Origin of the sequence: Streptomyces sp. NPDC097640 (assembly GCF_040302705.1) — a bacterium.
Classification (GTDB): Bacteria; Actinomycetota; Actinomycetes; order Streptomycetales; family Streptomycetaceae; genus Streptomyces.
On the sequence record NZ_JBEOSB010000012.1, the window covers coordinates 234339 to 246417 of the forward strand.

A 12079-nucleotide genomic window follows, 5' to 3' on the forward strand; every position below is an offset into this window, starting at 1 on the left:
CCATGCCCTCTCACCCGACGGACCCCAGCGGACGAACCGTCCCGACCGATCCCAGCAGACGGTCCGTGCTGTCGCTCGCCGCGACGGCCGGTCTCACCGCCGCCCTCGGCGCTCTGCCCGCGTTCACCGCCTCCGCCGAACCCCGGCGCCCCGCGACCGCGCCCGCACCGAGCAGCCCGCACGACCAGCTCTGGTGGCGGGCCCCCGGCGACGAGCACTCCCTGATCGAGCAGGGCCTGCCGGTCGGCAACGGCCGCCTCGGCGCCCTCGCGAGCAACGACCCCGGCCGTGAACTGCTCCTCGTCACCGACGCCACGATGTGGACCGGCGGCCTCAACGACACGCTCGACAGCGACGGCCAGTTCCCGTACGGCCGCGCCGACTTCGGCTCCTTCACCCTGCTGGCCCGGCTCACGGTGGACCTCCCCGACCACGACCTGTCCGGCGTGAACGGCTACCGCCGCACCCTCGATCTCGCCCAGGGCCTGGTCACCACCAGCTACGTCCGCTCCGGCGTGACCTACCGCCGGCAGGTCTTCGCCAGCCGCCCCGACGACGCGATCGTCCTGCACTTCACCCAGAGCGGCGGCGGCCGCCACACCGGCACCGTCACCCTGGAGGGCACGCACGGCGAGGAGCCGGCCGGGGCCGAGTCCTTCGGCGCCACGCTGCCCAACGGCCTGCGCTACGGGGCCGCGGTCAAGGCGTACGGCAGCGGCGGCCGGGTCCGGGTGAACGGGCGGCGCATCGAGTTCTCCGGCTGCACGGACCTCACCGTCGTCCTCAGCGGCGGCACGAACTACGCGCCCGACGCCGACAGCGGGTACCGCGACCCCGCCCTCGACCCCGAGGCGCTGGCCCGCACCAAGGTCGCCGCCGCGGCCCGGCACCCGGCCGGCACCCTGCTGCGCACCCATGTCGCCGACTACCGCCCGCTGTACGAGCAGCTGAGCCTCTCGCTCGGCACGTCGACCGACGCGCAACGCTCCCTGGACACCTGGGGGAGGCTCACGGCACGGGCCCGCGACGGCGCCCCCGACCCGGAGCTGGAGGCGCAGTACCTCCAGTACGGCCGCTACCTGATGATCTCCGGCTCGCGCGGCAGCCTCCCGCTGGGCTTGCAGGGCCTGTGGCTGGACGGCAACGACCCGGACTGGATGGGCGACTACCACACCGACATCAACATCCAGATGAACTACTGGATGGCCGACCGGGCGGGCCTGTCGCAGTGCTTCGACGCCTACGCGGACTACTGCCTCGCCCAGCTGCCCGCGTGGACCGACCTGACCCGCCGCCTGTTCAACGACCCGCGCAACCGGTACCGCAACTCCACCGGGAAGGTCGCGGGCTGGACGGTCGCCATCTCCACCAACCCCTACGGCGGGGGCGGCTGGTGGTGGCATCCCGCGGGCAACGCCTGGCTGGGCAACACCCTGTACGAGCACTACGAGTACAGCGGGTCGCGGGGATACCTGGCGAAGATCTACCCGCTGCTCAAGGGCGCCTGCGCGTTCTGGGAGGCCCGGCTGCTCACCATCGCCGCGCCGGACGGCTCGGGCGAGGTGCTGATCGCCGACAGCGACTGGTCGCCCGAGCACGGCCCGCTGGACGCCAAGGGCATCACCTACGCCCAGGAGCTGGTGTGGGCGCTGTTCGGCAACTACGCCGAGGCGGCCGCCGTACTCGGCAAGGACGCCGGCTACGCGCGGACCGTCACCGGTCTGCGGGACCGGCTGTACCTGCCGCGGGTGAGCCCGACGACGGGCTGGCTGGAGGAGTGGATGTCGCCGGACAACCTCGGCGAGACCACCCACCGCCACCTCTCGCCGCTCGTCGGTCTCTTCCCCGGCGACCGCATCCGCCCAGACGGCTCCACCCCGAAGGAGATCGTCGACGGCGCCCGCGCGCTGCTCACCGCGCGCGGGACGAAGAGCTTCGGCTGGGCGAACGCCTGGCGGGCGCTGTGCTGGGCGCGCCTGAAGAACGCGGACAAGGCCTACCAGCTCGTCGCCGACAACCTGCTTCCGTCGTCCGACGGAAGCAACGGCACGGCGTTCAACCTGTTCGACATCTACGAGGTCGAGCGGGGACGCGGCATCTTCCAGATCGACGCCAACTTCGGCACACCGGCCGCGATGATCGAGATGCTGCTGTACTCGCGCCCCGGACACATCGAGCTGCTGCCGGCGCTTCCCGGCGCCTGGGCCGCGTCCGGCTCGGTCGCCGGCGTGCCGGTGCGCGGCGGGTTCGTGGTGGACCTGCGCTGGCGGGAGGGCACACCGACCGAGGTACGCGTCCGCAGCGTCGGCGGCCGTACCACCACGGTGGTGTTCGGCGGGGCGTCGCGGCCGGTGACGCTGGCGCCGGGGGAGTCGGTCACGCTGAAGGGGTTCACCCGATGAGGGCCCGACGGGGCCGGGGGTGCGTGCTGGTGGCCCTGGCGGTCGCCGCCCTGGCCGTTCAGGCCGTCCCGGCGACGGCCCGGACCGCGCCGGCCGGGAGCGAGGTCGTGACCTGGGGAGCCAGCGCCGACCGCTTGGGGGAGGGCGTGCCGGACCGCGCGTACCGGCTCGTCGTCCACACCAGCGTCGGCGGGAGTGACCTGCGCGTCAGGCTCTCCAATGCCTTCGGGGACCGGCCGGTGACCTTCGACAGCGTCTACGCGGGCGTCCAGGCGGTCGGGGCCGGCCTGGTGCGCGGCAGCAACCAGCAGCTGATGTTCGGCGGCGCGCGGTCCGTTACGGTCCCGGCCGGTGCGACCGTCACCAGCGACCCGCTGCCGGGCCGGGTGGCCGCCGGGACCAACCTGGTGATCAGCGTGCACAGCCCGGACGCGGCCGGCCCGGCGACCGGACACGGCATGAGCATGCAGACCTCGTATGTCTCCCAGGGCGATCACACCGCCGAGGACTCCCCGGCGAACTGGGGCGGCACCATCGGCTCCTGGTTCTACCTGGACGCCGTGACGGTCCGGGCGTCCCCGGGAACGGGAGCCGTGGTGGCCCTCGGCGACTCGATCACCGACGGCTGGCAGTCCAGCACGGACCTCAACCGCCGCTGGCCCGACTACCTCGCGCGCCGGCTCCGGCAATCCACCACCACGACGATCAAGGGCGTGGCCAACGAGGGGATCTCCGGCAACAAGGTGCTGGCCGACGGCGCCGGGCAGAGCGCACTGCACCGGCTCGACCGGGACGTGCTGTCCCACCCCGGCGTGTGCACGGTGTTCCTCTTCGAGGGCGTCAACGACATCAAGGCGCACACCGGCGTGACCGCCGAGGACATGATCGCCGGCTACCGGGAGATCGTCCGGCGGGCGCACGCGGCCGGGAAGCGCGTGGTAGGCGCTACGGTCGGGCCGTTCAAGGGCTGGTCGGAGTGGGATCCGGAGGCCGAGGCCGTGCGTCAGGAGGTCAACGCGTTCATTCGGGACAGCGGTGTGTTCGACGCGGTCACCGACTTCGACCGGGCCCTGCGCAGTCCGTACGACCACGAGCGCATCCTGCCGTTCTTCGACGGCGGCGACCATCTGCACCCGAACGACAAGGGTATGCAGGCCATGGCCGACGCGGTGGACCTGAAGAGCCTCGACTGCTCCGCGTCCTCGGCGTCGGCGAAGCTCTGACTCAGGACACCGGCCCGGCCTCCGGTCTCCGCTACCGGGCCTCCCGGGCCTCTACCGGGGCCTCCGCGGTACGAAGCGCACCGCGGTGCCCGGGACGGCCTGGGCGGCTGCGGCCAGATGGGGTTCGGGGACGACGCCGACGACCGGGTAGCCGCCGGTCGTCGGATGGTCGGCCAGGAACAGCACCGGGAGGCCGTCCGGCGGCACCTGGAGCGCGCCCAGGGCCATGCCCTCGCTGGGCAGCTCGCCGTCCCTCGCGCGCTCCAGCGCGGGGCCCTCGGTGCGCAGCCCGATCCGGTTGCTCGCGGCCGACACCCGGAACGCGCCGGTGGCCAGGGTGCGCAGTGCCCGGGGCGTGAACCAGTCGTCGCGCGGGCCGAGTACGACCGGCAGCACCAGCTCGCGCGGCGGCGCCGGGCAGAACGCGGCGCCCACCGCGGGCGCCGGGCCGTACGGCGCGCCCAGCCGCAGCACCGCGCCGTCGGCGAGCGGGGGCGGACCGAGACCGGAGAGCACATCCGTGGAACGGCTGCCGAGCACCGGCTCGGCCGCCACGCCGCCGTCGAACGCCAGATAGCCGCGCACGCCATGGGTGGCCGCCGCCAACTCCACCAGCGCGCCCGCCCGTACGCGCACGGGCGCGCCCCACGCGGCCGGGCGGCCGTCCACGGTGACCGGGCAGGGCGCGCCCACGACCGCCACCGTCGCCGCGCGGCGGAGCCGTACCGCGCAGCCGGTGAGCGTGGTCTCCAGGGCCGCGGCCCCCTCGGGGTTGCCCACCAGGCGGTTGGCGAGCCGCAGGGCGGGCTCGTCGAGCGCCCCGGAGCGCACCACTCCGAGGTGGGCGTGGCCGGCCCGGCCGAGGTCCTGGACGGTGGTCAGCGCGCCGGCCCGCACCACGACGAAGGCGCTGTCCGTCATGCGGAGCTCTCCTCTCGTAGGGGCTGTTGCGGTACGAACCGCACGCGCGTGCCGGGGGACAGCAGCGCGGCCGGGTCGCGCACGGTGTCCCACAGCACCGCGTCCGCGGTGCCGATCAGCTGCCAGCCGCCGGGGGAGGAGCGCGGATAGACGCCGGTGTACGGGCCCGCGAGGGCGACCGAACCGGCCGGGACCCTGGTCCTCGGGGTGGCGCGGCGCGGCACCCGGCAGCGCTCGGGCAGGCCGGTCAGATAGCCGAAGCCGGGGGCGAAGCCGCAGAAGGCGACGCGGAATTCGGTGCCCGAGTGGATGCGCGCGACCTCCTGCGGGGCGACCCCCCACAGCTCGGCGACATCGGCCAGGTCCGGGCCGTCGTAGCGCACCGGGATCTCGACGGTGGCGCCGTGGCCGTCGGCCGGCGGCGGGATGTCCCACCGCGCCACCTCGGCCGCGAGGCGGCGCGGGTCGGCCACCCCGTCCAGCAGCACCGTGCGCGCGGCGGGCACGATCTCCCGCACCGCGGGCAGCGTCCGGGCCTCGGAGCGGCGCAGCAGTTCGGCGTGCAGGGCCAGGGCGGCCTCGCCGGTGTCCACTTCCAGGAGCAGCGCGTGGTCCCCGACCGGCAGCCCGCGCACCCGGACCGGTCCGCCGGGGCCGGTCATGCGAACGGCTCCACGCGCACGCCCGCGGACTCCAGTTCGGCCCGGACCCGGCGGGCGATGTCGGCGGCCCCGGGGGTGTCGCCGTGTACGCACAGGGACCGCACGTCCACCTCGACGGGCTCGCCGTCGATCGAGGTCACCGACCTGTCGCGGGCGAAGTTGAGGGAGCGCTTGACCACGGTGCCCGGGTCGGCGATCACGGCGCCGGGCTCGCCGCGCGGGACCAGCGTCCCGGCCGCGGTGTAGGCGCGGTCGGCGAAGCCCTCGCTCACCACCGGCAGTCCGGCCGCGCCGGCCGCCTCGTGCAGCCGGGAGCCGGGGAGCCCCAGGACGGGCAGCGGGGCGTCGGCGTCGGCGGCCAGCAGCACGCCCTCGACGACGGCGGCGGCCTGCGCCGCGTCGTATACGCAGCGGTTGTACAGCGCGCCGTGCGGCTTGACGTAGACCACGTCCGCCCCCGCGGACCGGGCGAACACCCGCAGCGCGCCGATCTGGTAGGCGATCTCGTCGGTCAGCTCGCGCGGCGGCACATCCATGGTGCGGCGCCCGAAGCCGGCCAGGTCCCGGTAGGAGACCTGGGCGCCGATGCGCACACCGCGCTCGGCGGCCAGCTCGCACACCCGGCGCATGGTCGAGGGGTCGCCGGCGTGGTAGCCACAGGCCACGTTGGCGCTGGTGACGACGGACAGCAGGGCGTCGTCGTCGGTGAGCTGCCAGCGGCCGAAGCCCTCGCCGAGGTCGGCGTTGAGATCGATGGTGAGGTCCGCCATGACATGACAAGGTAGGGGATCGTTGAACGATCCGACAAGAAGAATGTTGTTCCGGTGCGGGTTCTGGGATTGACTTCTCGCCATACGGGATTCAGGAGCAGCGAAGGGGAACAAGGGTGAGAGACGGGGCGGAACGGCTGATTGTGGAGACCTCCGCGCCGGCCGGGCCGGACGGGCTGGCCGGGCTGGCCGGGCTGGAGGGCGACCGGGCGCTGCTGGGGCGGACGAGCACCGCCGAGCGCGTCGCGGACGTCCTGCGCGACCGCATCGCCGAAGGGTTCTTCCCGCCCGGCACCCGGCTGTCCGAGGACAGCGTCAAAGCGTCGCTCGGCGTCTCGCGCAACACCCTCAGGGAGGCGTACCGGCTGCTCACCCACGAGCGGCTGCTGGTGCACCAGCTCAACCGCGGCGTGTTCGTGCGCGTGGTGACGGTGGACGACCTGACCGACATCTTCCGGGTGCGCACGATGGTGGAGTGCGGCGCGGTACGCGGCCTCGGGGCGCCGCCGTACCCGCTGGAAGCGGTCGAGTCGGCCGTCGTGGCGGGGGAGCACGCCGCGCGGGAGCGGGCCTGGCGGGACCTGTCCACCGCCAACATCCGCTTCCACCAGGGGATCGTGGCCCTCGCGGGCAGCCCGCGCGCGGATGAGCTGATGCGCGGCGTACTGGCCGAACTCCGCCTCGTCTTCCACGTCATGGACGACCCGCGCCGCTTCCACGCGCCCTATCTGATCCGCAACCGGCACATCCTGGAGGTGCTCCAGTCCGGGGACGCCCCCGAGGCCGAGCGGCTGCTCGCCGCCTATCTCAACGACTCCCGGCTCCAGTTGGCCGAGGCCTACGCCCAGCGGGTTTCCGAGCCGTAAACGATCCGGGCGCTTGTCGGATCGTTCAACGATCCTCTAGCCTCCGATGCACTCTTCCTCACGGCTTCCGTGAGGTCCTGCTCACGGAAGGCGGGACCAATGATCGTTCTTCTCGGAGTCCTGGTGGTGGTCCTCGGATTCGCCACCCGCCGCAATCCGTTACTGGTGGTGGGAGTCTCCGGCATCGTCACCGGGCTGCTGGGCGAGCTCTCGCCCCGGGAGGTTCTCGCGGCCTTCGGCAACGGCTTCGCCTCCAGCCGCGCGGTGACGATCTTCGTCATCACCCTCCCGGTCATCGGCCTCCTGGAGCGCAACGGACTCCAGGAACAGGCCCGCACCCTCATCGGCCGGCTCGGCAAGCTCACCGCCGGCCGCTTCCTCGCCCTCTACCTGGGGCTCCGCCAGCTCACCGCGGCCTTCGGCCTCACCAGCATCGGCGGGCCCGCGCAGAGCGTGCGGCCCATGGTCGCGCCGATGGCCGAGGGGGCCGCCGAGCGCCGCCACGGCCCGCTGCCCGAGCGGATGCGCGAGCGCGTCCGCTCGTACGCCGCGAGCGCCGACACCGTCGGACTGTTCTTCGGCGAGGACTGCTTCCTCGCCATCGGCTCGATCCTGCTCATCACCGGCTTCGTCAACACCACCTACGACACCCACCTCGAGCCGCTTCAGCTGGCCCTGTGGGCCATCCCGACCGCCGTGTGCGCCTTCCTCATCCACGGCGCCCGGCTGCTGCGCCTGGACCGCACCCTGGACCGCGAACTGACGGCCGCGGCCGCCCGCTCCGCCGCGCCCGGCGACCGCACCCAGGAGGACGCGAAGTGATCAAGGTCGAGTGGTTCTACTGGCTGGTCGGCGCCGTCTTCCTCGCCATGGCCGCACAGATGACGGTCGACCGCAGCAACCCCAAGCGCCTCGGCTCCGCGGCCTTCTGGGGCCTGCTGGGCGCGTGCTTCCTCTACAGCACCTGGGTGGTCCGCGAGCAGGCCCCGGCCGAGCCGCTGGGGGTCGCCGTGCTGGCCATGGTCTGCCTGGCCGGCTTCGGCCGCACCGGGCGCGGCACCCCGCGCACCACCACCGCCGAGCAGCGCACCGCCCTGGCCGCGCGGCTGCGCGGCAGGCTGTTCATCCCCGCGCTCACCATCCCGCTCGTCGCGGTCGTCTGCGCCTCCGCCCTCAAGCACTGGCACGTGGGCGGCGAGCCGGTGCTCGAGCCGGGCAGCGAGACCGTCCTCGGCCTCGGATTCGGCGCCGTCGCCGGGCTCGCGGTCGCCATGTTCGTGGTCCGCGAGCGCAACCCCGCCGTGTCGCTGCACGCCGGGCGCGGTCTGCTGGAGTCCATGGGCTGGGCGCTGCTGCTGCCCCAGCTGCTGGCCGTGCTCGGCTCGATCTTCCAGGTGGCCGGGGTCGGCACCCAGGTCGGCAAGATCACCGAACAACTGCTGCCGGACGGTCAGAAGTACGTGGCCGTGGCCGTCTACTGCGTCGGCATGGCCGTGTTCACCACGATCATGGGCAACGCCTTCGCCGCGTTCCCCGTGATGACCGCCGCCGTCGGCTGGCCCGTGCTCATCCAGCAGCTGCACGGCGAACCGGCGGTCGTCCTCGCCGTCGGAATGCTGGCCGGCTTCTGCGGAACCCTGGTGACGCCCATGGCCGCCAACTACAACATCGTCCCCGCCGCGCTGCTCGAACTGAAGGACCAGTACGGGCCCATCAAGGCCCAGATCCCCACCGCCGGGGCGCTGCTGGCCTGCAACATCGTCATCATCTCGCTCTTCGCCTTCTGAGGGGGCCCGAATGACCCCAGTGATCCCTGTGACCCGTGTGCTCCTCACCGGCTTCGAGCCCTTCGGCGGCGAGGACGTCAACCCGTCCTGGCAGGCCGTCTCGCTGGTCGCAGCCGGGCCCCCGCCCGGCATCCAGGTCACCACCGCCCGGCTGAGCTGCGTCTTCGGCACGGCGCTCGAGGAGCTGGCCGCCGCGGTGGAGGCGGCCGACCCCGACCTGGTGCTGTGCGTCGGGCAGGCCGGGGGCCGCACCGGCATCAGCGTCGAGCGCGTCGCGGTCAACGTCGACGACGCCCGGATCCCCGACAACGCCGGCCGGCGGCCCGTCGACGAGCCGGTGGTCCCGGGCGGCCCCGCCGCCTACTTCGCCGCCCTGCCCGTCAAGGCCTGCGTCGCGGCGGTGCGGGCGGCCGGAATTCCCGCCTCCGTGTCCCAGACGGCCGGAACCTTCGTCTGCAACCACGTCTTCTACGGGCTCGCCCATCTGATAGCCACCCGCAGGCCCGCCCTGCGCGGCGGATTCGTCCATGTCCCGTACGCCCCCGAACAGGTCGTGGACCGGGCCGAGCCCTCGCTGCCCGCCGACACGGTGGCGCACGCCCTGCGGGCCATCGTCACCACGGCGGTGACCACCCGCGAAGACCTCCGCGTCCCCGAGGGGGCCACCCATTGAACGGCCCGCCCGAGCCGGTCCGGCACAGGCCTTAGACTGACGGTTCGGTCGACGCGCTCGGCCGCTCCGCGCCGTTTCGTCCGTTGTCGGTGGGAGCGCCTAATCTGTGCGACGTGACTTCTCCACCGCCCGGGGCGGCCGCGCCCCAGCTCAACGGGTACGCCGGGGCAGCGCGCCCGGCCCCGGGCCCGGCCGCCGACGAAGGCCTGGCCCGGCGGCTCCGCGCGCTCGCCTGCACCGCGCCGCTCCACGACCTCGACGCGCGCAAGGGCAGCCTGGCGGGTGAGTACTCGGTGTACGCGATGGCGGAGGTCGCCCTCGCCGCCATCGACCTGGTCACGCTCAACATGGACTTCGACACCGGCGCCGACCACGACCAGATAGTGGCCAGGCTGCTGCCCCGCGTCGCCGCCCAGGCCCCGGAGCGGCCCGCCACCGAGCACGAGCGCGTCGCCCGCTGGGTGCTGGAAAACCTGATCAACGTCGGCAGTGTGGACCGCGGCTTCCGCGCGGTGTACGGCACGTTCGGCCCCGACGGCGTCTATGTGCGCCGCGACTACGACTTCAAGCTCGTCGAAGAGGTGCCGGGGCCCGGCGGCAGCGTCTATCTGCGCACCACCGACGAGGCGGTCAACGTCCTGGTCGGCGCGCTCGACACGGACGTGACCAGCGCCCAGATCGCCGCCGAGGTGAAGCTGGAGGTGCTGGTCAGCCGCGGCCGCCTCGCCGACGCCCAACTCGCCGCCGAGCAGGCCCGCTACCGCACCGTGCAGTACTCCGAGACGCTGCGCCGGACCCTGGACGCCACCCGGCGCAACGTCCGCGCCGTCGACTGGCTGAGCACGGTCCCCGACCTGATCAGCGAGGCCCTGGACCACGTCGCCGACCGCTACCGCCATGAGAACGCGATCCTGACCAATATCCGCAAGGCCCGCGACGAGGCGGAGAGCGCCGAGAACAAGCGCCGCGCCGCCGAGCTCGTCGACATAGTGAAGGACTGCATCCGCCGCCACACCCAGCTTCAGTCCCGGCTGCTGGAGGCCGGACCGCTGTTCCGCGCCGAGCAGGACCGCCAGGCCTTCGCCACACCGGCCGCGCGCGCCGGGCTCGACCTGTACGGGCAGCTCCTCGCGCCCGTGCTGCCGCTCCCCGTGGACCGCGCCCTCCGCGTCACCGACGCCTTCTTCGCCCGCGGCACGGGGCTGCGCACCCCGACGTCCGTGCGCGTCGGCGACCTGGTGGACATGCTGCTGACCCCGCCCGTCGAGCGCGAGCACCTGGGCGCGGAGATGCCCGAGCCGGACCTGATCGCCACCCCCGACGACAGCCGCTTCAGCGAGGAGCAGCTGGCGACCGCCATGCAGCTGCTGGACCTCCCGGCCGACGCCCCCCGCAGGCTCTCCGGCCTCCTGGCCGAGGCCCGCCGCCGGGACCCCGAACTCCCGTACCTGATTGCCCTGTTGGCCGTGCACGCGGCGAGCCCGCCCGTCGGCACCGCCTACCGCCAGGGGGAGGAGCGGCTGCTGTTCGCCGTCGACGACGGCACCGATCTGGACGACCCGGAGTTCGGCGGCGCGGATCTGATCGTGGGCATGGCGATGCTGGACGCGGCCGGGATGGCGGCGGACCGCGCGGAGGTGGCGTAATGCGCGTGTTGTGCCGATACGGCGGCCCGGCCCCGGCCCGCGAGACCGCCCCGGACCGCCGGCCCGCTGACGCCCGCCGGCCCGCCGCAGCCCGCCGGCCCGCCGCCCCCAAGGAGCTTCACCCGTGACCGAGTACGACCCCGCAGACGCCGCCCAGCCTGACCTGATGCCGTCGGCCCCGGGCGCCCCGGGCGCCCCGGGCGCCCCGGGGGCAGCGAGCGCGTCAGGTGGTGGTGCGGGCGCGGCGGCGGGCGCACCCCTCACCCCCGCCGACGCGGCCGACGCCGCGCGTCTGGTCGCCTTCGGGCTCCAGCCCAAGCTGCTGCCCGCCCGTGACGTCGAGTACGCCGAGCTGCTGCGCCGCCACCGCGACGACCCGGCGTTCGCGCGGCTGGCCGACGCGGTGGCCGCCGGCCTCGGGCTGATCGTGCTCGAGGTCTCCACCCGGGCCGGGATGGCCCTGGCCGCCGCCGAGGACTCCGTCTTCGCCGTCCGCATGGGCGACTACGCCCGCCGCGCCTCGACCGACTCCGCCGACCGCTTCCTGCACGGCCTCGCCCATCTCGTCGTCGCCGCCATGGCCTTCCCCCGCCCCGAGGACCTCGCCGACGACGGCTACATCGGGCGCGTCACGGTCAACGGCATCGACGCCTTCGTACGACAGGCCTGCCGCCGCCTGGAGGAGCGGGCCGAGGAGCAGGGGGAGAACACCGACCCGACCACCGACGCCCCCGGCCTGGAGGCGGCCTGGCGGGTGTACGCGCGGCGCAGCGCCACCGGCGCCACCAAGGACGCGCGGCGGCTGGCCGGTTCGACGACCGGCATCGTCGGCAAGGCCGTCGCCTTCCTCGTCGACTCCGGCTTTCTCCAGCGCACCGGGGACGACGCCGGAGGCGCGTACCGCACCACCGCCCGCTACCAGCTCCAGGTCCGCGACATGGCGGGCAGCGCCGCCATGGCCGAGCTGCTCGAACTGGGCGTGGTGCCCATGAGCGACGGCGGCGCGACCCTGCTGCCGCCGGACGAAGGCGACGACCTGGACCTGGCCGCCGACGCGGGCCTGCCCTTCCACGCCACCTGACCCGACCTGGGCACCCCGCCCCCACCCAACCACCCGCACCTACCGACC

At 73.9% G+C, this 12079-nt stretch carries 11 protein-coding genes; 8 read left to right on the top strand and 3 right to left on the bottom strand.

The window, feature by feature from the left end; translation table 11 throughout:
- Positions 1 to 2: 2 nt before the first annotated feature.
- Both ABTY62_RS21060 and ABTY62_RS21065 read left to right on the top strand, forming a co-directional pair.
- Positions 3 to 2402 carry a glycosyl hydrolase family 95 catalytic domain-containing protein gene (locus ABTY62_RS21060; RefSeq protein WP_352130942.1) on the top strand — a complete coding sequence of 800 codons (2400 nt, stop codon included), beginning with the start codon at positions 3 to 5 and terminating at the stop codon, positions 2400 to 2402.
- The gene (locus tag ABTY62_RS21065) at positions 2399 to 3625 is read left to right on the top strand and encodes an SGNH/GDSL hydrolase family protein (protein ID WP_352130943.1); all 1227 of its coding nucleotides are present in this window, start codon (positions 2399 to 2401) and stop codon (positions 3623 to 3625) included. The genes ABTY62_RS21060 and ABTY62_RS21065 overlap by 4 nt, the downstream gene beginning before the upstream one ends.
- A gap of 51 nt (positions 3626 to 3676) precedes the next feature.
- On the opposite strand, the gene ABTY62_RS21070 is transcribed toward ABTY62_RS21065, so the two are convergent.
- The 3 genes from ABTY62_RS21070 to ABTY62_RS21080 are packed head-to-tail and all read right to left on the bottom strand — an operon-like array spanning position 3677 to position 5978.
- Positions 3677 to 4546 (bottom strand): 5-oxoprolinase subunit C family protein, encoded by an 870-nt coding sequence (locus ABTY62_RS21070; RefSeq protein ID WP_352130944.1) that lies wholly within the window; start codon positions 4544 to 4546, stop codon positions 3677 to 3679.
- Positions 4543 to 5208 (bottom strand): 5-oxoprolinase subunit PxpB, encoded by a 666-nt coding sequence (gene pxpB / locus ABTY62_RS21075; RefSeq protein ID WP_352130945.1) that lies wholly within the window; start codon positions 5206 to 5208, stop codon positions 4543 to 4545. Before pxpB ends, ABTY62_RS21070 begins: the two co-directional genes overlap by 4 nt.
- Positions 5205 to 5978: a LamB/YcsF family protein gene (locus ABTY62_RS21080; RefSeq protein WP_352130946.1), complete on the bottom strand. Its 774-nt coding sequence runs from the start codon at positions 5976 to 5978 to the stop codon at positions 5205 to 5207. Before ABTY62_RS21080 ends, pxpB begins: the two co-directional genes overlap by 4 nt.
- Positions 5979 to 6154: 176 nt before the next feature.
- Here ABTY62_RS21080 and ABTY62_RS21085 point away from each other — a divergent pair, with 176 nt between their 5' ends.
- From ABTY62_RS21085 to ABTY62_RS21110, 6 genes are all read left to right on the top strand, one after another.
- On the top strand, positions 6155 to 6844 hold the full coding sequence (locus tag ABTY62_RS21085) for a GntR family transcriptional regulator (protein ID WP_352130976.1): 690 nt from the start codon (positions 6155 to 6157) through the stop codon (positions 6842 to 6844).
- Positions 6845 to 6943: 99 nt separating this feature from the next.
- Entirely contained in the window at positions 6944 to 7666 is a 723-nt protein-coding gene (locus tag ABTY62_RS21090; RefSeq protein WP_352130947.1) for a DUF969 domain-containing protein, read from the top strand.
- Positions 7663 to 8631, top strand: coding sequence for a DUF979 domain-containing protein (locus ABTY62_RS21095; RefSeq protein WP_352130948.1), 969 nt, complete (start codon positions 7663 to 7665; stop codon positions 8629 to 8631). The genes ABTY62_RS21090 and ABTY62_RS21095 overlap by 4 nt, the downstream gene beginning before the upstream one ends.
- 10 nt (positions 8632 to 8641) lie before the next feature.
- The gene (gene pcp, locus ABTY62_RS21100; protein ID WP_352130949.1) at positions 8642 to 9304 is read left to right on the top strand and encodes a pyroglutamyl-peptidase I; all 663 of its coding nucleotides are present in this window, start codon (positions 8642 to 8644) and stop codon (positions 9302 to 9304) included.
- Positions 9305 to 9417: 113 nt separating this feature from the next.
- Entirely contained in the window at positions 9418 to 10950 is a 1533-nt protein-coding gene (locus tag ABTY62_RS21105) for a hypothetical protein (protein WP_352130950.1), read from the top strand.
- A gap of 166 nt (positions 10951 to 11116) precedes the next feature.
- A complete protein-coding gene (locus ABTY62_RS21110; RefSeq protein WP_502997494.1) occupies positions 11117 to 12031 on the top strand; it encodes a hypothetical protein in 915 nt (304 codons plus the stop codon).
- The last annotated feature ends 48 nt before the right edge of the window (positions 12032 to 12079 follow it).